Source organism: Amycolatopsis thailandensis (assembly GCF_042723255.1).
Classification (GTDB): domain Bacteria; phylum Actinomycetota; class Actinomycetes; order Mycobacteriales; family Pseudonocardiaceae; genus Amycolatopsis; species Amycolatopsis thailandensis.
In genome coordinates this window covers 1-21,766 of record NZ_JBHXJK010000137.1, presented here as the reverse complement: position 1 = coordinate 21,766, position 21,766 = coordinate 1, and the positions used below count along the sequence as shown (strand labels likewise).

The window sequence follows — 21,766 nt, the reverse complement described above, 5'->3', positions numbered from 1 at the left end:
TCCTTGCGCCTAGCGCAAGGAAGGGGGCCATCATGTACTTGAGCCGCCTTCACGGACCGGACTCGCGCGCCGCCACAGCCAGAACCCAGCAGCTACCTAAGACACGGTCGGCTCTAACCCGAATCGCCACTCACGACCACCTGACCCGGCTCGCTCCGCCAGGTCGCGACACCCGAAGCCGGCAGACACGCGAGCGGCCGAGCACGACACCTTCGCCTCACCACTCAAGAGCGCGACTCACCACTCACGCTCTCACGGGTCATTCCGCCAGCTTGATCGCGATCCCCACGGTCCGGTCCTTCGGCCCCCGCAGCTTGCTGAAGAACATCGTCACCTGTCCGGTGATCCCGTACTTCCGCGCGATCACCTTGCGCACGCGTTCGGTCCCGTCGAGGTCCAGCAGCCGCGCCTCGCCCGCGACGACGTCGCCGTGGGTCTTCTTGCCGCGGAGGTCGCAGGCCTGGACCTCGACCCGGCCGCTGTTGCGGATGCGCTTGACCTTGCCCGCCTTGCGCTCGGACCAGAGCACCAGCTCGCCACCGTCGCCCGCGGCCCAGACCGGAGTCGGCACCGGGACGCCGCTCTTGCGGAAGGTGGTCAGCATGACGTACTTCTCGGCGGCGATCCGCTCGAACTCCGATCCCATGTGGAGAGTCTAGGGCGTCCGGCGTCGCAACGTAGCCGCGCCGAGGATCAGCGCGGCCAGCGCGCACGCCCCGACGACGAGCAGGTTCCGGATCAGTGTCGCGTCCACGGTGCCCGAAGTGGTGACGCGGGTGAGCGCCTCGACGGCGTACGAAAGCGGCATCACGTCGGAAAGCCGGTTGAGCAGCCAGCCCATTTCCCCGCGTGGCACGAACAGTCCGCACAGCAGGATCTGCGGCAGCACGAACAGCGGCATGAACTGCACCGCCTGGAACTCCGTCCGCGCGAACGCGCTCACGAACAGGCCGAGCGCCATCCCGAGCAGGGCGTCGAGGACGGCGATGAGCAGCAACATCCCGATCGAGCCCGCGATGTCGAGGCCGAGCCAGGCCAGCGAGATCCCGGCCGCGACGCCGACCTGCACGATCGCGATCGAGCCGAACGCGATCGCGTAGCCGAAGAGCAGGTCCAGCCTGCCGATCGGCAGGGTCATCAGGCGTTCCAGTGTCGCCGTGGTGCGCTCGCGCAGCGTGGTGATCGAGGTGATCAGGAACATGATCAGGAACGGGAAGACGCCGAGCAGTGCCGGGGCGACGCGGCTGAACACCGCTTCCGAGTTGAAGACGAAGCGCAGCAACACCATCAGCAGCGACGGGACGACGATCAGCATCGCGACGGTGCGCGGATCGTGCCGGAGCTGCAAGAGGATGCGGCGGGCCGTGGCCAGTGTCAGGGCGGGGTTCACGACGCCACCTCGCTTTCCCGGACCAGCCGCAGGAACGCCTGCTCCAGATCGGTCGTCCCGGTGCGCTCGCGCAGCCCGGACGGGGTGTCCTCGGCGAGGATCCGGCCTTCGCGCATGAGCAGCAGCCGATCGCATCGCGCGGCTTCGTCCATGACGTGGCTGGACACCAGCAGCGTCGCGCCGCCGTCGGCGAGACGGCGGAAAAGCGCCCAGAGTTCGTCTCGGAGTACGGGATCCAGGCCGACGGTCGGTTCGTCGAGCACGAGCAGCTCGGGTTTCCCGAGCAGCGCGACGGCGAGGTTGGCGCGACCGTGCTGACCGCCGGACAGCGATCCGACCAGCTTGCCGGCGTGCTCGGCGAGCCCGACCTCGTCGATCACCCTGTCCACATCGGACATCGGCGCGCGCAACACGGAAGCGAAGTAGCGCAAGGCTTCCGTGATGGTGAGGTCGGCGTAGACGGCCGGATTCTGAGTGGCGTAGCCGATCAGCCGCCGCAGCGGCGGGCTGCCCGCGGGATGGCCGAGCACGGTGACCTCGCCCGCCGCGACGATCTGCACGCCGACGATCGCGCGCATCAGCGTCGTCTTGCCGCAGCCGCTGGGACCGAGCAGGCCGGTGATCCGGCCGCGCGGCGTCTCGAAACCGATGCTCTTGACGACCTCGCGGCCGCCGCGGACGACCCGCAGTCCCGTCACGGCGATCGCCGAATTAGCCATACGTTTAATTCTGCGCCCGTTGAGAACCGCGAGTCAAGAGCACTCGGTTCAGGAGAGCCGGACGGCGATGCCCGGATAGTCGGTGACCAGCAGGTGCTCGTCGTAGTTCAGCACGCAGGAGAAGTCGAAAACCGGTGCGGTGTAGGCGAAATCGCGATCACCGATCCGCTGGTAGCGCTGCTCCAGCCGCTCCACGGCGAGGTCGCCGGCCCGGACGTACGCGGCGGGCGCTTCGGTGGCGGCGCCCAAGGCGAGACCGAGCCTGTGCACCGGCAGCGTGTTCGTCATCGACGACGATTCGAGGTCGACGTCGAAACAGCCGTCGAGCCGCGGATCCGGGACTCCGTCCACCCGCCATCGTCCGTCGCCGTCAGCGTCGAGCACCGTGCGCCGGGAGCCCGTGACCGAGCGGCCGGAGATCTCCGCCCGCCTCGTCCGCCAGGCGGCGTCGACGGTGATCGAATACTCGACGAGCCAGGACTCCCCGTCCTCGACCGCCGTCGTGGCGCCGCTGATCCGCCACCTGCCTTCGTGTTCCTGGAAGAACGCGACCTCGAAGCCGGTCCTCCCGTCCTGATGGCGCCAGCTCGCCGCCGCGGGGAGTGTCACGGCACCAGGACGAGCTTGCCCCGCACGTGGCCCGCTTCGCTCTCGTCCTGAGCGGCGGCCGCTTCGGCGAGCGGGTACACCCGGGAGATCGGCAAGGTGAGCTTGCCTTCGGCGGCGAGCGCGGCGCCTTCGGCCAGCGAGCCGGGGACCTGCTCCGCCGGAGAACCCGAGGTGAAGCGGACGCCGTGATCGGCCGCGTCCGACGCGGCGATGGTGATGACGCGCTTCGGGCCGCCGGTCAGCTCGACGAGAGCGGAGAGCGAGTGCCCAGAGGCGTCGAAGGACGCGTCGATGCCCTGTGGCGCGGCGGCGCGTACGCGCTCGGCGAGCCCTTCGCCGTACTGCACCGGGACGGCGCCCAGCGAGCGCAGGTAGTCGTGATTCGCTTCGCTCGCGGTCCCGACGACGGTCAGCCCCCGCGCGACGGCGAGCTGGACGGCGATGGTGCCGACACCGCCCGCGGCGCCGTCGACGAGCAGCGTCTCGCCCTTCTCGAGGTTCAGCAGGTTGAGGGCGCGATAGGCCGTGTTGACGACCGCGGGCAGCGCCGCGGCCAGCTCCCAGGAGAGCGACTCGGGCTTGCGGATCACGCTTGCCGCCTCCGCGAGGACGTACTCCGCGTATCCGCCGATACCGGTCCCGAGGACCTCGTCACCGGCGGCGAAGCCGGACACCCCTTCGCCGGTCGCGTCGATCACGCCGGCGACGTCTCCGCCGGGGACGGCGGGGAACTCCGTCGGGAACACCTCGGCCATCAGCCCGGCCCGGATCTTCCAGTCGATCGGGTTCACGCCCGCGGCCCGGACGGCGACCCTGACCTGGCCCGGCCCGGGCTCGGGAAGCTCCCGGTCGAGGACGTGGAGGACTCGCGAGTCGCCGTACTCGGTGAACGCGATGGAGCGGTAGGTGTCCGTCATGCCGTCGACAACCGCCGCCCGTCCGCCGCTATTCCGGTGGCTTCCCGAACCAGCTGTAGTCGCCGGGGATGAGCTGCACGCCGTCGGCGATGTCGAGCAGCGTGGCCTTGTCCCGCTTGCCCGACACGATGAGCCACTGGTCGCCAGTCAGCCGGACGGCGACCGTTTCGTCCTGGGGGCCGAGCCTGCCGTCCCGTTTCGGGAGGTAGTAGCCGTCGGCGCCCCGGACCTTGAGGGGAACCGGCTCCGCCCCGTCGACCTCCGGCTGGTCGCGGCGCAGCGACGCCGTGACGACCGCCGCCGCGGTCGGTTGCCCGGCGCGGGTGGCTTCGAGGTCGGTCGCGCCCCCGCCGGTCGTCAGGAACGTGCTCACCCCTGACAACTCCAGGTCGTCGGGCAACCTGCCGAAGCGCAGTTCGCCCGAGACCCGGGCACGGTCGTCCCTGACCATCTCGTCCGCGATCCGCTGACCGATCCCGCGCGGATCCTTCATGAAGTACAAGGTCATGCTCAGCAGGTACACGTCGTCGGGCGACCAGGTCAGCATCATCGCGTCGCCGTGGACCTCGGACACCATCCCGACCCTGCCGTGCACGATGATCTGGTTCGGCGCGGGCGCGATCTTCCAAGGCTCGGCCCCCTTGGCCAGCGGAGTGCTGGTCAGCTCGACATGGCCGAGTTCCCCGGCACTCCAGGACCTGGTCTGCGGTGCGGGGTACGGTTTCGCGGCCCGCCGGTTCTCCTTGAAGCCGTCGGGAAGCCAGCCGGGCTTGTACGGCAGCACCGCCCAGTCCGCGTTCACCCGCGAAGCCGGGGGGACCGCGGTGAAGGCCCGCATGCCCAGCGGCACCCCGAGCGCGATGATCGCGACCGCCGCCGCGACCAGTGCCAGCGCCATCGTCGGACGGCTTCGCCGCCGCTGGTCCAGCGCCTCGCGGATCTCGGCCCCGTCAGGCGCCCGCGTCGCCAGATGTTCGAGGCTCTCCCGGATCAGGTTCTCGGCGTTCTCTTCACTCAGGCGGGTCATTTGCGGGCTCCCGTGGGCTGAACGGACGAGGACTGTCCGGTCTCCCGCAGCGTCGCGAGCGCGCGCGAGATCTGGCTGCGCACGGTCGACGTCGCACAGCGGAGCACCGCGGCGATCTCCTCGTCGGAGTAGTTCTCGTAGTAGCGGAGCACGATCGCGGCGCGTTGTTTGCGCGGGAGCTTCGCGAGCCTGTCCAGCATCGCGTCGCGTTCGTCGTACTCGACGGCGTGATCGGAGACCGGCGGGCTCACCAGATCGAGTACCTCCGGTGACGACGGCACCACGCGGCGGACCGCCAGACGCCGTCGCCACGAGAAGTACTCGTTGGTCACCATCCGGCGGACGTACGTCGGCGGTGACTCGATCCTGTGCCAGCGTTGCTGAGCGCGCAGCAGCACCTCCTGCACGATGTCCTGCGCCAGGTACGGATCGTCGGTCAGGACGGTCGCGTAGCGCAGGAGCCCGTCCAGGCGATCCGCGACGAACTCGTCGAAGGTCGCAGGCACGTGTTCCCCCTCAGCCGGTGGTCTCGCTCTATGGACGCACGAGACCACCGTGCTGATGCATCGGGGGCGGAACTTTCCCGGTGAACGTGATCACCGCACGGCGGTCTCCAGCCGGACGAAGGCGAATCCGGTCGTCGCGAGCTCCTCGCCCGAGGGGCCGGTGGCCGCCGGACGGCGTTCGCCGTCGTGCACCACCAGCAGGCCGTGCGGGTAGAGGGGGCCCAGCGGCCTGGTGGTGATCGCGGCGCCGTCGGAGTGCTCGACCGAGTCGGTGCCGCGTCCGGCGACGATCCGGAAGTCGCGCCGCGGGATGCCGGCGCGGTCGTAGACCACGAACCGCGAGTCGCCCTGGCTCGACGCGAGCAGCTTGCCGTCGGCCAGTGCCAGCCCTTCGGCGTCCGCGACCAGCCACTTGCCGCCGAAACCGGGGTCGGGGCCGTCGGCGACGCACTCCTCGGTGACCTCGTCGAAGCGCTGCGGCGCCCCGAACGAACGCACCTTGTCGATCAGCTCGGGACGGCCGAAACCATGGTCGTCGACCGGGATCCGCCAGATCCCGACGTCCTCCTGCGCGGTGTGGAGCACGCGGTGCTCGACGTCGAGCACCGACCCCTCCAGCTGCGGGCGCTCGTCCGGCTCGCCGCACGGCGACCAGGTCTTCCCGTTCGGCAGCCGGAACTCCGACGGCAGGTCGATCGTGCCGATCGGTGTCGTGCCGACGGTGCCGTCCGGTTTGTCGACAAGTCGCAGAAGCGCCACGCGGGTCTCGTGCCGCCGGGTCACCGCGACCCAGCGCGCGCCGGTGCGCGGGTCACGCCCGGCGGTGAGCCCGTACGCCGTCCGCTGTTCGTCCACTTCGGACTCGGACGCGGAGAAAACCGGTGCGGCGGAAGGATCCGTGACGTCCCGCAGCACCCGCGATCCGGCCGCGGCGCCGGCGGGGTCGATCCGGTAGACGCGCACGCGATCCCGGCCGCGGTCGCTCACTACCGCGAGATCGTCGACGACGTCGACGTTGTTGAACCGCCCGCCCGCGGGCACGGCGAGGTGCTGGAGCTGCCGCGCCTTCAGGTCGAACGCGGCCAGCCCGCCCTCCTTGAGGGTGCCGAGCACGACGCTGGCCGACGGGTTCTTCGGGTGGACCCAGATCGCCGGGTCGTCGGCGTCGGCGTTCGCCGGGTCCGCGCCCGCGTCGTCGACGAACGCCCTGGTCTGCGCCACGGGCGAGGGGTTCTGGGTCGCTTCGGCAGGCACGCCGGCGAGCAGGGAGGCCGCCAGCAGGGGGACCAGTGCGATGCGCATCCTCGGGAAGTTAGCCGCGCGGGGTGTCCGGCCGGTGAACGCCGTCGGTCAGGTAATACTGCGCGACCGGGGCCAGCATCGCGACGACCTCGTCCTCCGAGGCGGCGACGAGCGGCGGGAGCCCGATGACGTAGCGCAGCAGCGCGAACCCGACCATCTGCGCGGCGATCCCGGCCACCCGGACCTTCGGCACGCCGCGCGCCTCGGCGACCCGTGCCAGCACCGCCCGTTCCAGGAACTGCCGCATCATGGTCGCGACCTGCTCGTTGGTGGTCGCGGACCGGATCATGGCCAGGAACGGCGCGCGGCCTTCCGGGGCCTGCCAGAGGCCGAGGAACGCGCGGACGAGACGTTCGCCGATCTCGTCCTCGGGGCCTTCGAGGATCCGGGGGACCAGTTCGCCGGGGTCGACCGGCAGGTTCATCGACGCGGCGAAGAGCCGCTGCTTGGTGCCGAAGAAATGGTGCAGCAGCGCGGCGTTCACCCCCGCTTCGGCCGCGATGCCGCGTACGGTCGCCCCGTCGTAGCCCTGTTCGGCGAACCTCCGCCGTGCCGCCTCGAGGATCTCCTCCCGCGTCTCGGTCTGCCCCGGCCGCCGTCCCGCCTGTGCCATTCCGCGAGCTTAGAACGCCCTTGACTACGCTTGGCCCCATGTCAGTCGCAGTCAGGGTCATCCCGTGTCTCGACGTCGACGCGGGCCGTGTGGTGAAGGGTGTCAACTTCGCCGACCTGCGCGACGCCGGCGACCCCGTCGAGCTCGCCCGCCTGTACGATGCCGCGGGCGCGGACGAGCTCACGTTCCTCGACGTCACGGCGTCCTCCGGGGACCGCGAGACCACGTTCGACGTCGTCCGCCGGACCGCGGAGCAGGTGTTCATCCCGCTCACCGTCGGCGGCGGCGTGCGCACGAACGACGACGTCAACCGGCTGCTGCGCACCGGCGCGGACAAGGTGAGCATCAACACCGCCGCCATCGCGCGGCCGGAGTTCCTGCGCGAGGCGTCCCGCCGGTTCGGCGCGCAGTGCGTCGTCCTGTCGGTGGACGCCCGCCGGGTCCCCGAAGGCACCGAACCGACACCGTCCGGATTCGAGGTGACCACGCACGGCGGTCGCCGCGGCACCGGGATCGACGCCGTCGAGTGGGCAGCGCGCGGTGAGGAACTCGGTGTCGGCGAGATCCTGCTCAACTCGATGGACGCCGACGGCACCAAGAACGGTTTCGATCTCGAACTCCTGACCCAGGTTCGCGCGGCCGTCCGTGTCCCGGTGATCGCCAGCGGCGGCGCCGGCGCGCTCGACCACTTCCTGCCCGCCGTCGAAGCGGGGGCGGACGCGGTGCTCGCGGCCAGCGTGTTCCACTTCGGACAGTTGAAGATCGGCGAGGTCAAGGACGCCCTGCGCGCCGAGGGAGTCGTGGTCCGATGATCATGGCCAAGTGGAAGGCCTCCACCGAGGTCAAGGTCGTCTGCGCGCTGCTGCTCGGGCTCGGCCTCGCGTACGTCGGGATGGCCGCGGTCCTCATGTTCGCGCCCTATTCGTCCGCGCGGACGTTCCTGCTGCCGGGAACGGCGGTGGTGCTCGGTGGGCTCGTCGTGGCGGGGCTGGTGCTGAAGATGCGTTCGGCGCGGTTCGCCGGGTTCGGCGTCAGTTTCCTGTTCGCGTTGCTGCACGCGCTGTCCATGCTGGCGGCGGAACTCTTCTGGGTGAAGATCGTCTCCGGGATCCTGTTCGCCGGGTACATCTACACGGCGGTCCTGCTCAACTCGATGCCGGTGAAACGGCACCTTCTCGGAGCCACGAATGACGCTTGACCCCGCTCTCTCGGATCGCTTGAAGCGCAACGCCGACGGGCTGATCGCCGCCGTCGTCGTCGAACACTCCACATCGGACGTCCTGATGATGGCGTGGATGAACGACGAGGCGCTGGAGCGCACCCTCACCACCCGGCGCGGGACCTACTATTCGCGCAGCCGCCAGGAACTGTGGGCCAAGGGCGAGACCTCCGGCCATGTCCAGCACGTGCGTGAGGTGCGGATCGACTGCGACGGCGATACCGTCCTGCTGCGCGTCGACCAGACCGGCCCGGCCTGCCACACCGGCACGCACACCTGCTTCGACACCGACGAACGGCTGCTGCTGGCCGACGAGAGCGAGAACCCGTGAATGTCGTCGCCAACGTCCTGGTCGGCATCGTCGCGCTGATCCACCTGTACATCGTCGTGCTCGAAATGTTCCTGTGGACCACTCCGCGTGCTCGCGCCTCCTTCGGCACCACCGAGGAGTTCGCGAAGGAGAGCGCGCCGCTGGCGGCGAATCAGGGGCTGTACAACGGTTTCCTCGCCGCCGCGCTGATCTGGGGCCTGATCGCGACCGGCAGCACCGCTTGGCAGTTCAAGATCTTCGGCCTCGCCTGCGTGATCGTCGCCGGGCTCTACGGGACGGCGACGGCGAGCAAGAAGATCTTCTTCGTGCAGGTGGTTCCCGGCACGCTCGCGTTGATCGCGGTCCTGATCGCGGGCTGATCAGGACCTTGGTCCTATCCCGGAGGCCCCTTCACGGGCGTAAAGTCCGTGTATGAAACTGGGGACTGGGGAAGATCCGGTAGGCGCGTTGTGGCGCCGGAGATCGTTTTATCTGATGCTTTGCGTGGTCCCGGGCATGGCCGGGCCGCACTTGGTGCTCCTGGCCTTCCAGATCCGGGCCGATGTCATCGGCACGATGGGGCTCGCCAGGAGCGACGGCATCATCGCAATCGTCATCCTGCTCATGGCGACCGCCCTCGCGGTTTTCGCCGGACAGCGGGCGGCCCATTACAGCCGCCGGCTGACCAAGGCGCTCGCCGAAGCCCCGCCTCTGTCGACAGACGAATTCGACGCTTTCGATCCGGCTGAGGGCACCCACGATCTGCGCTCGATTTCCCGGCGGATGGGTGTCTACGGCATCTTGTCGCTCGTCCTGGCCGTGAGCGGGATCGTCGCCGTGATCAGCGAGTCCACGGACGGACGGTTCCTGGAGTCGGAGCTCCCCGGCTGGGGACCCGGCAGCGAGAACTACGAGAGCGTCGCCATGTTGTCAATCATCATCGGCGTGCTCACCGTCGTGTTCACAGCGGCCGCGAAGTACACCTGGTCTTCGCGTTACCACGCCGCCGTGGAGACGGGCTGGCGCAAGGGGGTCGTCACCGTGCGGCCCGATTTCGGCCCGGAGATCCAGGAGCGGGAGCCCGCGGTCTACGACGTGCGGTTCCCCGACGGCGAACAGGTCACGCTGCGGGGATTGCAGATGTCTTTCCGCAACGGCCATCGGTTCGCCAGGAAGGCGGAGATCCCGGTGTGGATCAGCGGCGAGGGGCAGAACCGGACAGTGTTGTTCAGGCTCGGCCGCACCGAGACCTTCTACCCGGTCCCGGTGCGGACGGATCCCTGACTCCTGCTCACTTGCACGCGCGGCGAGCCCTCGCGGTTGCCCTGGAGCGAGATGAACCTCGGTGTCCGGGAAAGTCGCTGTTTCCGGGTTAACCTCAGCGAATGAAACCGGGGAAAGGAAAGAGAAGATCGGCTGAGAGCGGCCGTCCGAGACGACGTCGGCACGTCGCCGGGCGGCCGTTGTCCGCCGCGGATGTCGACGTCGTCAAAAGCGTTGCCGCGCAGACGGTGCACGAAGAAGTGGCCGCCCCGCTGATCTGGAAACTGTCTCGGTTCGAGAACAGGGCGATAGCTTTGACGGTGTTCTGGTTGGCTTTCTTCGTCCTCTGCCAGATAGTCGCTGACAAGTCCGGCTACGAGGTGCTGGTCCCGTTGTCCTTGGTGGCCTTCTTAGGCTTTCCGGCGTCCTCGTACGCCGCCTGGCTCTGGAGCGAACGATATCGCTCGGCGACGAGGACGGGCTTGCGTGAGGCGACGGCGACGGTGCGGCCGGGCTGGCCGTTCCCCGAGATCGACCTGTATTTCGAAGACGGCTACAAGTTTCTCGCCACGCGGCAGTCGTTGAGGATCGCTCCCCGCTTCGACGGATCCGAGAAAGTCCCGGTCTTCGTCGGCGGCGAAGGAACGGACATGATCGTGATCTTCCCGCGAGGACGCTTCCGCAAGGACACGCTCTACACAGTTCCCGCCAAGGAGATCGAGCCGGACACGGACTGAACCGGTGGTTTCGCGTGACTGGACGGACGGCGCGTGTGATCAGACGGACGACACGCGTGACTGGAGGGACGACACGCGCCGTGGTCTGATCCGGCCGTGAGTCGTCCGTCTGATCACGCGTGTCGTCCCTCCAAGCACACGTGTCGTCCGTCCAGTCACGCGAACCGCCCGACGACGCTCCTTCACGGACTTGTCATCGGCCGAGCGCCACCCCCGCCGCGGTCAGTCGATGTCCCCGGTCAGGTAACGCTGCACCGTCGGCGCGATCGCGGTCACCAGCGGATCGATCTCGCTCGACGCCATGGGCTCGAACTTCGCGACGTACCGCACCAGCCCCATCCCGACCAGCTGCGAGGCGCAGAGCGACGTCCGCAGTTCGACGCGGTCCGAGCCCAGCCCGGCGATGACCTTCGTGAAGAAGTTCTGGAAGAAGCTGCGCAGCACCAGCGCGGCCTGCTCGTGTCCGGCGACGCTGCGGACGAGCGCCTGGAACACGTCGCCGCCCGCACCGTCCCATCGGGTGAGGAAGGTGCGCACGATCCGCCTGCCGAATTCCTCGTCGGGGCCGTCGCGGAGTTCCGCGAGCAGTTCGTGCGGGTCGAACGGCAGTTTCAGCACGGCCTGGGCGAACAAGCCTTCCTTGCTGCCGAACCAGTGGTTGACCATCGCCGCGTCGACCCCGGCGCGGGTCGCGATCACGCGCACCGTCGCGCCGTCGAAGCCGCTCTCGCCGAACACCGCGCGTGCCGCTTCGATCAGCGCGGTGCGGGTGTCCTGCCCGCCGGGACGCCGTCCCCGGCGCCGGACGGTAGTGTCTTCACCAGCCATGGCGTCATCATGAACGGACCGGGCGCGAAATTCAACAATCCTTGAATTCATCCCCCGGTCCCCGGCCGCCGGGTCGTTGCAGCACAATGAGCGACATGGTCAGCGCCGCAAACGCCAGCCCGTCGGGGCTCGGCTCGGTCAGCCCTTCGCGCGACGAGTTCCGCGCGCTCGCCGAGGGCCGTCGCGTCATCCCCGTTGTCCGTCGCGTGCTCGCCGACGGTGAGACCCCCATCGGGGTCTACCGCAAGCTCGCCGCCGACCGGCCGGGGACGTTCCTGTTCGAATCGGCGGAGAACGGCGCTTCCTGGAGCCGATGGTCGTTCATCGGCGTCGACAGCCCCGCCGCGCTGACCGTGCGTGACGGGAAGGCCGTGTGGACCGGCACCCCGCCGGTCGGCCTGCCGACCGAGGGCGACCCGCTCACCGTGCTGCGCGAGACCGTCGCCGCGCTGCACACCGAGCAGCTGCCCGGGATGCCGCCGCTCACCGGCGGGATGGTCGGCTACATCGGCTACGACGCCGTCCGCTGGCTCGAACGGCTCCCCGAGCTCGCCGAGCGCGATCTCGACATCCCCGAGCTCACCATGCTCCTGGCGACCGACCTGGCCGCCTTCGACCACCACGAGGGCACGGTCACGCTGATCGCCAACGCGGTCAACTGGGACGACTCTCCCGAGCGGGTGGACGCCGCCTACGACGACGCGGTCGCGCGTCTCAACGCGATGACCAAGCAGCTGCACGTCGCGGCCCCGGCCACGGCCGCCGTCTTCGACCGCCCGGCGCCCGAGTTCACGCGCCGCCGCTCCAAGCCGGACTTCCACGCGGCCGTCGAGAAGGCCGTCGAGGCGATCAAGGCGGGCGAAGCGTTCCAGATCGTGCCGTCGCAACGCTTCGAGATCGAGACGCGGGCCGACGCGCTGGACGTCTACCGTGTGCTGCGCACGTCCAACCCGAGCCCGTACATGTACCTGCTGCGCCTGGAGGGCTTCGACATCGTCGGCTCCAGCCCGGAGTCGCTGGTCACCGTGCGGGACGGCCGCGCGACCACGCATCCGATCGCGGGCACCCGCTGGCGCGGCGCCGACCCGGAAGAGGACGCGCAGCTGGCCAAGGACCTGCTCGCGGACGAGAAGGAACGCGCCGAGCACCTGATGCTTGTCGACCTCGGCCGCAACGACCTCGGCAAGGTCTGCAAGCCCGGGACCGTGCGCGTCGTCGACTTCTTCGACGTCGAGCGCTACAGCCACGTCATGCACATCGTGTCCACGGTCACCGGCGAACTCCTCGACGACAAGACGGCCTTCGACGCGGTCGCCGCGTGTTTCCCGGCAGGGACGCTCTCGGGCGCGCCGAAGGTCCGCGCGATGCAGCTGATCGAGGAGCTGGAGCCGACGCGGCGGGCGCTCTACGGTGGCGTTGTCGGCTATCTCGACTTCGCGGGCGACGCCGACACCGCGATCGCGATCCGCACCGCGCTGATGAAGGACGGCGTCGCGTACGTCCAGGCGGGCGGGGGAGTCGTCGCAGATTCGGTGGCCGACTACGAGGACAACGAGTCGCTCAACAAGGCCCGCACCGTGCTGTCCGCCGTCGCGGCGGCCCAGACGATGATCGCCGCGGACGAACTCGACCCGGCGGGTGACAGCACCCGTGTCTGAGATTCCCCAAAGCGAGGCCCCGGAAAGCACCGCCCCGGCGGCGAAGAAGGCCAAGCGTCCACTGTGGATCGCCGTGGTGGGCCTGCTGCTGGGCGCGGTCGCGCTGTGGGGATCCTCGCAGCTCGTGTGGTTCGCGGAGTTCCGCGACGGCGGGGTGCGCGGCACCATCGTGTACACGGAAATCGGTTCGACACGGGCGATCGCGCTGATTCCGCTCGCGCTGCTGGCGCTGGCGGGCACGGCGGGCCTGATCGCCACCGGCGGCTGGCCACGCCGGGTGCTCGGAGTGGTACTCGCCGTGGCCGGCGCCGCCGCGGTGTGGATCGGCGTGGCGGACGGCCCGTTCACCGGATTCGCCGACGGGCTGCCCGTCACCCAGATACTGGGAGCCCGCGGGCTGGCGATCCTCGGGGGAATTCTCGTGGCCGCCGGTGGGTTGGCAGCCATCAAGGGCGCGGGCCGGATGCCACGCCTCGGCGCGAAGTACTCGGCGCCGGGGGCGAAGAAGCGGGCCGCCAAGGATCCGGAAACCGAGCTGTGGGAGGCGCTGTCGGAGGGCGAAGATCCCACCGCGACGCGGTGACGGCGACGGATTTCGCGGGTTTCGGGGATCTTTCCCGGCAAAGATGACACGGTTGGCATTCGGAGTAACGGACATACCCGGAACCAGGCCGTATCCGTGCGGGGGTTAGCATCGTTTCGGCGGGAAGGGGAAGGTTTTTGTGAGCGACCTTGCGAAGGAATCCGTGAGTACGACACCCGGTGAGGGACTCCGGTGAGCGTGCTCGAAGACATCGTCGCCGGTGTCCGTGCCGATCTCGCCGAGCGCGAGGCGGCTCTGCCGTTCGACGAACTGAAGAAGCGTGCGACCCAGGTCGCACCTCCCCGTGACGTGCTCGCGGCCCTGCGCGAGTCCGGCATCGGCGTCATCGCCGAGGTGAAGCGGCGCAGCCCGTCCAAGGGCGATCTGGCCGAGATCCCGGATCCGGCCTCGCTGGCGAAGGACTACGCCGACGGCGGGGCCCGGGTCATCAGCGTGCTGACCGAGCAGCGGCGGTTCGGCGGTTCGCTCGCCGACCTCGACGCGGTCCGCGCGGCGGTCGACATCCCGGTGCTGCGCAAGGACTTCATCGTCAGCCCGTACCAGGTCCACGAGGCGCGGCTGCACGGCGCGGACATGGTCCTGCTGATCGTGGCGGCGCTGGAGCAGAACGCCCTGATCGCGTTGCTGGACCGGGTCGAATCCCTCGGGATGACCGCGCTGATCGAGATCCACAACGCCGAAGAGGCCGACAGGGCACTCGAAGCCGGCGCGAAGGTGATCGGCGTCAACGCCCGCAACCTGCACACCCTCGAGGTCGACAGGGACGTCTTCTCTCGGCTGGCCCCCGGCCTGCCGATGGACGTCTTCAAGATCGCCGAGTCCGGTGTCCGCGGCCCCGGCGACCTGATGTCCTACGCGGGTCACGGCGCCGACGCCGTCCTCGTGGGCGAAGGTCTCGTCGCTTCGGGCGACCCGAAGGGCGCGCTGGTCAAGCTGGTCACCGCCGGTTCGCACCCCGCTTGCCCGAGGCCTTCTCGATGAGCGTGGAGTACACCGAAACACCGCACGGCGAGCACGATCCGGACGGCCGGGGCTACTACGGCCCCTATGGCGGCCGGTTCATGCCCGAAGCCTTGATCGGCGTCGTCGACGAGGTCGCGGCCGAGTACGACAAGGCGAGGACCGACCCGGACTTCATCGCCGAGTTCCGTCGTCTGCTGCGTGACTACGCCGGCCGTCCGTCGCTGCTCACCGAGGCCAAGCGCTTCGGTGAGCACGCCGGCGGCGCCCGGATCTTCCTCAAGCGCGAGGATCTGAACCACACCGGTTCGCACAAGATCAACAACGTGCTGGGCCAGGCGCTGCTCACCAAGCGGATGGGCAAGAAGCGGGTCATCGCCGAGACCGGGGCCGGACAGCACGGCGTGGCCACCGCCACCGCCTGCGCGCTGCTGGACCTGGAATGCGTCGTCTACATGGGCGAGGTCGACACCGAACGGCAGGCGCTGAACGTCGCCCGCATGAAGCTGCTCGGCGCCGAGGTCATCCCGGTGAAGACCGGTTCGCGCACGCTCAAGGACGCGATCAACGAGGCACTGCGCGACTGGGTCACCAACGCCGACACGACGCACTACCTGTTCGGCACGGCGGCGGGCCCGTACCCGTTCCCGATGATGGTGCGGAACTTCCACAAGATCATCGGCGAAGAGGCCCGCGCCCAGATCCTGGAGCAGGCCGGACGCCTGCCGGACGCCGTCGCGGCCTGCGTCGGCGGCGGTTCGAACGCGATCGGCATCTTCCACGGCTTCATCGACGACGCCTCCGTGCGCCTGGTCGGCCTGGAGCCGGGCGGTGAGGGCATCGAGGGCAACCGTCACGGAGCCACGCTGACCAAGGGCACTCCGGGAAACCTGCACGGCGCGATGACGTACCTGTTGCAGGACGAGGACGGCCAGACCGTCGAGTCGCACTCGATCTCCGCGGGCCTCGACTACCCGGGCGTCGGCCCGGAGCACTCGTGGCTCAAGGACAGCGGCCGCGCCGAGTACCGGCCGGTGACCGACGCCGAGGCGATGGACGCGTTCAAGCTGCTTTCGCGCACCGAGGGCATCATCCCGGCGATCGAGTCGGCGCACGCGCTGGCCGGCGCCCTGGTGCTCGGCCGTGAGCTGGGCCCCGAGGGCTTGATCATCGTGAACCTGTCCGGTCGCGGCGACAAGGACATGGACACGGCGGCGAAGTACTTCGGCCTGGTGGAGAACGCATGAGCGCGCTGGACGACATCTTCGCCAAGACCCGGGCCGAGGGGCGCGGAGCGCTGATCGGGTACCTCCCGGCGGGCTTCCCCACGGTCGACGGGTCGAAGGACCTGCTGGCCGCGGTGGTCGACGGCGGCGCGGACCTGGTCGAGGTGGGCGTGCCCTACTCGGATCCGGTGATGGACGGCCCGACGATCCAGGCCGCTTCGGTGAGCGCCCTGTCGGGCGGCTTCAAGCTCAAGCACCTGTTCGAGGTCGTCGAGTCGGTGTCGGCGCGTGGCGGCAACGCCGTCGTGATGACGTACTGGAACCCGGTGCAGCGCTACGGCGTCGACCGCTTCGCGCGGGACCTCGCGTCCGCGGGCGGGCTCGGGATGATCACCCCGGACCTGATCCCGGACGAGGCGGACGCCTGGATCGAGGCTTCCGGGCAGCACGGCCTGGACCGGATCTTCCTGGTCGCGCCGTCCTCCTCGGAGGAGCGCATCGCGAAGACCGTCGCGGCCGCTTCGGGCTTCGTGTACGCGACCGCGGTGATGGGCGTGACCGGCGCTCGTGACCAGGTCGGCGTGCACGCCGAGGACCTGGTCGAGCGGACTCGCGCGCACACGGAGCTGCCGATCGGCGTCGGGATCGGCGTCCGGTCCGGCGAGCAGGCGGCGCAGGTCGCCGGGTTCGCGGACGGCGTCATCGTCGGCTCGGCGCTGGTGACAGCCGCCGCGAGCGGCGTCGACGCGGTACGCGAGCTGTCGGCCGAACTGGCCGCCGGGGTGCGGAAGACCGTCGCTCCCGCCTGATCTGACGTGGGCTGAAGGGGCCCTTCGCCGCATGTGACGCGGTGAAGGGCCCTTTCGCTGCGTCTGATGCGGGTAAAGCGTCCTTCAGCCCCCGCTTCAGTGCCGCCACCGCTGCGCCTCGGTGATCTCCTTCGCGCTCGCGCCCGCGAACCGTTCGATCTCGGCCCGCCGCACGTCCACGATCGTCGTCGCCAGTGGCGCGCCGAACGCGGCCGCCAGGTCCTTGTCCGCTTCGAACGCCGAGACGGCTTCTTCCAGCCGCTGAGGCAGCCGCTCGATCCCGCGCGCGGCGCGTTCGGCGTCGGTCAGTGTCCCCGGATCCACGTCCACCGGCTCCGGCAGCGAAGCCTCCTCGTCGGCACCGGCCATCCCGGCGAACAGCAGCGCGGCGGCCAGCAGATACGGATTCGCGGTCAGGTCGAAGCATTTGACCTCGAGGTTCGCCGCCGACCCGCGGTTCCCGGCGACCCCGCGCACCAGCCGCAGCGGCGTCTCCCGGTTCTCCAGCCCCCACGCGGTGTACACCCCCGCCCAGTGGTGCGGCTCCAGTCGCAGGTAGCTGACGACCGACGGCGCCCCGATCGCGAGCAGCGCGGGCAGCCGCCGCAGGATTCCCGCGCTGAACGATTCCGCGACCGGAGTGAGCCCGAAAGTCCTTTCGCCGCCGGAGAAAAGGTTCCGCGCGCCGTCCCAGACGCTCAGGTGCACGTGCCCGCCGTTGCCGACGCCGGCGGGCGCGAACTTCGGGGTGAAGGACGCCTTCAGCCCGTGCCGGTGGCTGAGCGCGCGGATCGTCTCCTTGGTCAGCACGGCGACGTCGGCCGCGCGCACCGGATCGGCGGCCGCGACGGACAGTTCGAACTGACCGTCGGCGTACTCGGGGTGGATCTGTTCCACCCCGACTCCCTGTTGGTCCAAAGTGGACACCAGGGCGCGGAGGTAGTCCGCGTGCTCGGAAAGCCTCGCGTAGCCGTAGGCGGGGCCCGCGGTCGCCGACGTCGGATCGTCCGGGGAATCGGCGCTGGTGACCACCCATTCGAGTTCGAAGCTCATCAGCGCGTGGCGGCCGCGTGCGGCGAGCCGGTCCACCGCCGTCGCCAGCAGCGTGCGCGAGTCCTGTGGATGCGGCTCGCCCTCCTGGTCGAGCCTGGTCACCGGCGCCCAGGCCCAGCCGGGCTGTCCGGCGAGCACGGTCAGCGCGTCGAGATCCGGATGCAACCGCAGATCGCCGACCGGCCCGAGGGAGTGCTCACCCCCGGTGATGGCGTCGTCGGAGCCGAAGAAGTCGAAGGAATTCGAAGCACCGACACCCCAGGCGGCGGCGGACGGCAGTTTCCGCAACGGCACGGCCTTGACCCGGGCGATCCCGGCGTTGTCCACGAAGGTCAGGGCCACGAGTTCGACGCCCCTCGCCCGGAGATCACCGGTGAGGGCGGTCGCGCGGGCGGTCAATGCTTCCCGGTTCACCATGGTTCCTCATCCTGGCCTCATCGCGGGCCCCTTGCCATGCCCGGATCCGGCCATAGGGTGAGGCCGCACTCGTCGATCACGAGAAGGGACGCGCTCATGCCGGCACCCGGGATCCTGCCGTTCGTCGCCGAGACGCGGCTGGTGGACCACCACTGCCACGGCGTCGTCACCGGCGACCTCGGCCGGATCGAGTTCGAGCAGATGCTCACCGAGGCCGACACCGTCTCCTCACTGGGCACCACCCTGTTCGACTCGCTGATCGGTCTCGCGGTCCGGGCCCGCTGCGCCCCGATGCTGGACCTGCCGCCGCATGTGCCGGCCGAGGTATATCTGGCCCGCCGCGCCGAACTGGGCGCCGCCGAGGTCAACGCGCGATTCCTGCGCGCCACCGGCACGACCGAATTCCTGCTCGACGGCGGTTTCCTGCCGGACACGCTGACCACGACCGAGCAGTTCGCGCAGCTGTCCGGGTCCCGCGCGCGGGACATCGTCCGCCTCGAACAGGTCGCCGAAGCGGTGATCGAGTCCACCACGGCCGCAGGGTTCGCTTCGGCGTTCGCCGGGGAACTGGCGAAACGCGCCACGACGGCGGTGGGGTTCAAGTCCATCGCCGCCTACCGGGTCGGCCTCGAACTGGCGGGGGAGCGGCCCACGGACGCCGAGGTCGCCGAAGCGGCGGGCCGCTGGCTCGCGCGGATCGAGGCGGGCGAACCGGTCCGGCTCGCGGACGAGGTGCTGCACCGGTTCCTCGTCTGGACCGGGATCGACCTGGCCCTGCCGATCCAGTTCCACGTCGGGTTCGGCGATTCCGACGTGGACCTGCACCGCTGCGATCCGCTGCTGCTCACCGGCCTGTTGCGGGCGACGCGGTCACACGGAGTGCCCATCCTGTTGCTGCACAACTATCCCTTTCACCGGAACGCGGCGTATCTGGCCCAGGTCTTCGAGCACGTGTTCATCGACGTGGGCCTCGCGACGCACAACGTCGGTCACCGTGCGCCCGCGATCATCGCGGAGACAATGGAGATAGTGCCGTTCGGGAAGCTGCTGTTCTCCACGGACGCGTTCGGGCTCGCCGAGCTGTACCACCTCGGCACCGCGTTGTTCCGGCAAGGACTGTCGGACTTCCTGTACGCGGGGCTCGGCGCGGACGTACTGTCCGAAGTGGACGCACATCGGATAGCGGCGCTGGTGGGGCGACGCAACGCCGAACGGGTCTACGGGCTGGAGGGGACATGACGGAACTGGACGACCTGCAGGACCGATGGGAGGCCGCCGTCGAGGCGGAACTGCCGTCCGCGATCGCGCTGCGGCACCGGGTGCACGCCGATCCACGCGCGTCGGGGGACGAGGAGGACACCGCGAGGGTCCTCGTCGAGGCGCTGGGAGCAGGCGAAGGGGTCCTGGTCGCCAAGACCGGGCGCGCCGTGCTGTTCCCCGGCACCGGGCCGGGCCCGGCCGTGGCGCTGCGCACCGAACTGGACGCGCTGCCGGTCACCGAGCGCACCGGGGTCCCGTGGGCTTCGGAGACGCCGCTGATGCACGCGTGCGGACACGACGTGCACATGGCCGCGCTCGTCGCCACCTGCCGCGCGGCGGCGGCCGTCGGGGTGCCGCGGCCGCTCGTGGCGCTCTTACAGCCGCGTGAGGAGACGTCGCCGTCCGGCGCGCTGGACATCGTCGAGTCCGGCGTCCTCACCGAGTACGGCGTCGACGCGGTCATCGGCGCGCACGTCCAGCCGCGGCTCGCCGCGGGCGTGGTGTCGGCGGTACCGGGACCGGTCAACGCCTCCACCGACGAGTTCGACGTGATCGTCCGGGGCCAGGGCGGGCACGCCGGGTACCCGCACCTGCTGCGCGACCCGATCCTCGCGCTCAGCCAGATCGTGGTGAGCCTGCAGCAGCTCGCGAGCCGCCGGGTCGACCCGGTGTTCGGCGCGGTCTGCTCGGTCGGCCGGATCGAGGCGGGCCGGACCGCGAACGTCGTGCCGAACGAAGCCCGCCTCTCGGGCTCGCTGCGGCTGATGCGCGCCGAGGACCGCGACCTCGCGCTGGAGGGGCTCGCCGAGATCGTCCACGGCACCGCGAAGGCGCACGGCTGCCGCGCGGAACTGGAGATCAGCCCGTGCGAACCGGTGCTGCACAACGACGCCGGGCTCACCGAGCGCGCGCACCGGCGGCTCGTCCGGGCCGGAGCGGGCGTGGACACCGATTTCCGGTCGTTCGGCGCCGACGACTTCGCGCACTACTGCGGGACGACGCGCGGGCTGATGATGTTCGTCGGCCTCGGTGACACCGCGGGCGCGCCGAGTCTGCACGACGAACTGTTCCTGCCACCCGACTCCGCCATCCGGCAGGTCTCTTCGGCGCTGATCGCAGGCTATTTGGCCGCCGTCGAGGGCTGACGGTCCCAAGAAGTGGATGAAGCGCTACGGTGGCCTCCGTGAATACCGCCTCGGCAGCGTTCCTCGCGACCATCCCCAGTCCCGACCAGGGCGTCTGGCATATCGGGCCGGTTCCGCTCCGGGCGTATGCCCTGTGCATCATCGCCGGCATCATCGTGGCGATCTGGCTGGGTGAGCGGCGCTGGGTGAACCGCGGCGGCACGAAGGGCACCGTCATCGACGTCGCCGTCTTCGCGGTGCCGTTCGGCCTGGTCGGCGGCCGGTTGTACCACGTCATCACCGACAACCAGCTCTACTTCGGCGAGGGCAAGAACCCGCTCAACGCGCTGAAGATCTGGGACGGCGGCCTCGGCATCTGGGGCGCGATCGCGCTCGGCGCGGTCGGCGCGCTGATCGCGTGCCGCCGCCGGGGGATCCCGCTGCCCGCGATGGCGGACGCGCTCGCCCCGGGGATCGTGATCGCGCAGGCGATCGGACGGCTCGGCAACTACTTCAACCAGGAGCTCTACGGCGCGCACACCGACCTGCCTTGGGGCCTGGAGATCTACCAGCGCTACAACCCGACCAACCCGGACGACTTCCTGAACGGCGTCGCGATCGGGCACGTCCCGCTGCCGGACAGCCCGGTGCACCCGACGTTCCTCTACGAACTGATCTGGAACCTCGGCGTCGCGCTGCTGGTCATCTGGGCGGACAAGAAGTTCCGCCTCGGCCACGGCCGCGCGTTCGCGCTGTACGTCGCCGGGTACACCGCGGGCCGGTTCTGGATCGAGATGATGCGGACCGACACCGCGAACCACATCCTGGGCCTGCGGGTCAACGTGTGGACCGCGCTCCTGATGTTCGTCGCGGCGATCGTGTACTTCGTCCTCGCCGCGAAGCGAGGGCCGCGGGAAGCGCCGGAAACGCTGTGGAGCAAGGGCGTCCCCCGGGAAGGCGAGCCCGGGGAATCCGGCGAGTCCGCCGATGGCGAGGCGAAGGCCGCGGCCGACGGCGAGACGCCCAAGGAAGAGGCGCACGCGGAAGTCGCGGCGGCTCCGGACACCGTCCGGGACTCGGCCGCGGACAAGGCGACCGAGGACCCGAAGCCCGACGCCGAAAAGTAGCGCTTTCTAGCAGCGCAAGTCCGTGAAGGCCACCATTAGCGACCCATAGTACCTCAAGGAGGCCATAACGGACGTCAGGCCAGCCCGC

General features: G+C 69.9%; 25 protein-coding genes. 14 read left to right on the top strand and 11 right to left on the bottom strand.

Annotated elements, in window-relative coordinates:
- Positions 1–259: 259 nt before the first annotated feature.
- From ACFWMR_RS35560 to ACFWMR_RS35520, 9 genes are all read right to left on the bottom strand, one after another.
- Positions 260–646: a PPOX class F420-dependent oxidoreductase gene (locus ACFWMR_RS35560; RefSeq protein WP_093934321.1), complete on the bottom strand. Its 387-nt coding sequence runs from the start codon at positions 644–646 to the stop codon at positions 260–262.
- 9 nt (positions 647–655) lie between these two features.
- Positions 656–1,390 (bottom strand): ABC transporter permease, encoded by a 735-nt coding sequence (locus tag ACFWMR_RS35555; protein ID WP_378381559.1) that lies wholly within the window; start codon positions 1,388–1,390, stop codon positions 656–658.
- The gene (locus ACFWMR_RS35550; protein ID WP_378381558.1) at positions 1,387–2,109 is read right to left on the bottom strand and encodes an ABC transporter ATP-binding protein; all 723 of its coding nucleotides are present in this window, start codon (positions 2,107–2,109) and stop codon (positions 1,387–1,389) included. The genes ACFWMR_RS35555 and ACFWMR_RS35550 overlap by 4 nt, the downstream gene beginning before the upstream one ends.
- 48 nt (positions 2,110–2,157) lie before the next feature.
- Positions 2,158–2,718, bottom strand: a complete 561-nt coding sequence (locus tag ACFWMR_RS35545) for a putative glycolipid-binding domain-containing protein (protein ID WP_378381557.1) — start codon at positions 2,716–2,718, stop codon at positions 2,158–2,160.
- Entirely contained in the window at positions 2,715–3,635 is a 921-nt protein-coding gene (locus ACFWMR_RS35540; RefSeq protein WP_378381556.1) for an NADP-dependent oxidoreductase, read from the bottom strand. Before ACFWMR_RS35540 ends, ACFWMR_RS35545 begins: the two co-directional genes overlap by 4 nt.
- Positions 3,636–3,663: 28 nt before the next feature.
- Positions 3,664–4,662 carry a hypothetical protein gene (locus ACFWMR_RS35535; RefSeq protein WP_378381555.1) on the bottom strand — a complete coding sequence of 333 codons (999 nt, stop codon included), beginning with the start codon at positions 4,660–4,662 and terminating at the stop codon, positions 3,664–3,666.
- The gene (locus ACFWMR_RS35530) at positions 4,659–5,168 is read right to left on the bottom strand and encodes a SigE family RNA polymerase sigma factor (RefSeq protein WP_005155257.1); all 510 of its coding nucleotides are present in this window, start codon (positions 5,166–5,168) and stop codon (positions 4,659–4,661) included. The genes ACFWMR_RS35535 and ACFWMR_RS35530 overlap by 4 nt, the downstream gene beginning before the upstream one ends.
- Positions 5,169–5,258: 90 nt before the next feature.
- Positions 5,259–6,470, bottom strand: a complete 1,212-nt coding sequence (locus ACFWMR_RS35525) for a phytase (RefSeq protein ID WP_378381554.1) — start codon at positions 6,468–6,470, stop codon at positions 5,259–5,261.
- Positions 6,471–6,480: 10 nt separating this feature from the next.
- Positions 6,481–7,083 (bottom strand): TetR/AcrR family transcriptional regulator, encoded by a 603-nt coding sequence (locus ACFWMR_RS35520; protein WP_093934327.1) that lies wholly within the window; start codon positions 7,081–7,083, stop codon positions 6,481–6,483.
- Between the two features lie 38 nt (positions 7,084–7,121).
- Here ACFWMR_RS35520 and hisF point away from each other — a divergent pair, with 38 nt between their 5' ends.
- The 6 genes from hisF to ACFWMR_RS35490 all read left to right on the top strand — a co-directional run bounded on the left by hisF (position 7,122) and on the right by ACFWMR_RS35490 (position 10,612).
- Complete coding sequence (hisF, locus tag ACFWMR_RS35515) at positions 7,122–7,895, top strand: imidazole glycerol phosphate synthase subunit HisF (RefSeq protein ID WP_378381553.1); 774 nt, start codon at positions 7,122–7,124, stop codon at positions 7,893–7,895.
- On the top strand, positions 7,892–8,281 hold the full coding sequence (locus tag ACFWMR_RS35510; protein WP_093934329.1) for a hypothetical protein: 390 nt from the start codon (positions 7,892–7,894) through the stop codon (positions 8,279–8,281). Before hisF ends, ACFWMR_RS35510 begins: the two co-directional genes overlap by 4 nt.
- Positions 8,271–8,633 carry a phosphoribosyl-AMP cyclohydrolase gene (gene hisI / locus ACFWMR_RS35505; protein WP_093934330.1) on the top strand — a complete coding sequence of 121 codons (363 nt, stop codon included), beginning with the start codon at positions 8,271–8,273 and terminating at the stop codon, positions 8,631–8,633. The genes ACFWMR_RS35510 and hisI overlap by 11 nt, the downstream gene beginning before the upstream one ends.
- The gene (locus ACFWMR_RS35500) at positions 8,630–8,992 is read left to right on the top strand and encodes a DUF1304 domain-containing protein (protein ID WP_191257517.1); all 363 of its coding nucleotides are present in this window, start codon (positions 8,630–8,632) and stop codon (positions 8,990–8,992) included. The genes hisI and ACFWMR_RS35500 overlap by 4 nt, the downstream gene beginning before the upstream one ends.
- A gap of 115 nt (positions 8,993–9,107) precedes the next feature.
- Positions 9,108–9,896 carry a hypothetical protein gene (locus ACFWMR_RS35495; protein WP_378381552.1) on the top strand — a complete coding sequence of 263 codons (789 nt, stop codon included), beginning with the start codon at positions 9,108–9,110 and terminating at the stop codon, positions 9,894–9,896.
- Between the two features lie 101 nt (positions 9,897–9,997).
- On the top strand, positions 9,998–10,612 hold the full coding sequence (locus ACFWMR_RS35490; protein ID WP_378381551.1) for a hypothetical protein: 615 nt from the start codon (positions 9,998–10,000) through the stop codon (positions 10,610–10,612).
- Between the two features lie 222 nt (positions 10,613–10,834).
- On the opposite strand, the gene ACFWMR_RS35485 is transcribed toward ACFWMR_RS35490, so the two are convergent.
- Positions 10,835–11,440: a TetR/AcrR family transcriptional regulator gene (locus ACFWMR_RS35485; RefSeq protein WP_005155237.1), complete on the bottom strand. Its 606-nt coding sequence runs from the start codon at positions 11,438–11,440 to the stop codon at positions 10,835–10,837.
- A 95-nt stretch (positions 11,441–11,535) separates the two neighbouring features.
- Here ACFWMR_RS35485 and ACFWMR_RS35480 point away from each other — a divergent pair, with 95 nt between their 5' ends.
- From ACFWMR_RS35480 to trpA, 5 genes are all read left to right on the top strand, one after another.
- The gene (locus tag ACFWMR_RS35480) at positions 11,536–13,098 is read left to right on the top strand and encodes an anthranilate synthase component I (RefSeq protein WP_378381550.1); all 1,563 of its coding nucleotides are present in this window, start codon (positions 11,536–11,538) and stop codon (positions 13,096–13,098) included.
- A 67-nt stretch (positions 13,099–13,165) separates the two neighbouring features.
- Positions 13,166–13,681 (top strand): Trp biosynthesis-associated membrane protein, encoded by a 516-nt coding sequence (locus ACFWMR_RS35475; protein ID WP_378381560.1) that lies wholly within the window; start codon positions 13,166–13,168, stop codon positions 13,679–13,681.
- A 192-nt stretch (positions 13,682–13,873) separates the two neighbouring features.
- On the top strand, positions 13,874–14,683 hold the full coding sequence (gene trpC, locus ACFWMR_RS35470) for an indole-3-glycerol phosphate synthase TrpC (RefSeq protein ID WP_378277599.1): 810 nt from the start codon (positions 13,874–13,876) through the stop codon (positions 14,681–14,683).
- Positions 14,680–15,909 carry a tryptophan synthase subunit beta gene (gene trpB / locus ACFWMR_RS35465; RefSeq protein WP_378277598.1) on the top strand — a complete coding sequence of 410 codons (1,230 nt, stop codon included), beginning with the start codon at positions 14,680–14,682 and terminating at the stop codon, positions 15,907–15,909. The genes trpC and trpB overlap by 4 nt, the downstream gene beginning before the upstream one ends.
- Positions 15,906–16,697, top strand: a complete 792-nt coding sequence (gene trpA, locus ACFWMR_RS35460) for a tryptophan synthase subunit alpha (RefSeq protein ID WP_378277597.1) — start codon at positions 15,906–15,908, stop codon at positions 16,695–16,697. The genes trpB and trpA overlap by 4 nt, the downstream gene beginning before the upstream one ends.
- A 96-nt stretch (positions 16,698–16,793) precedes the next feature.
- Here the strand turns inward: trpA and ACFWMR_RS35455 are convergent, their stop codons facing one another.
- Entirely contained in the window at positions 16,794–18,167 is a 1,374-nt protein-coding gene (locus ACFWMR_RS35455) for a glutamine synthetase family protein (protein WP_378381549.1), read from the bottom strand.
- Positions 18,168–18,263: 96 nt separating this feature from the next.
- Here ACFWMR_RS35455 and ACFWMR_RS35450 point away from each other — a divergent pair, with 96 nt between their 5' ends.
- The 3 genes from ACFWMR_RS35450 to lgt are packed head-to-tail and all read left to right on the top strand — an operon-like array spanning position 18,264 to position 21,678.
- Positions 18,264–19,406, top strand: a complete 1,143-nt coding sequence (locus ACFWMR_RS35450; RefSeq protein ID WP_378277595.1) for an amidohydrolase family protein — start codon at positions 18,264–18,266, stop codon at positions 19,404–19,406.
- Positions 19,403–20,572, top strand: a complete 1,170-nt coding sequence (locus ACFWMR_RS35445; protein ID WP_378381548.1) for a M20 metallopeptidase family protein — start codon at positions 19,403–19,405, stop codon at positions 20,570–20,572. The genes ACFWMR_RS35450 and ACFWMR_RS35445 overlap by 4 nt, the downstream gene beginning before the upstream one ends.
- Before the next feature lie 29 nt (positions 20,573–20,601).
- Positions 20,602–21,678, top strand: coding sequence for a prolipoprotein diacylglyceryl transferase (gene lgt / locus ACFWMR_RS35440; protein WP_378381547.1), 1,077 nt, complete (start codon positions 20,602–20,604; stop codon positions 21,676–21,678).
- Positions 21,679–21,766: the final 88 nt, after the last annotated feature.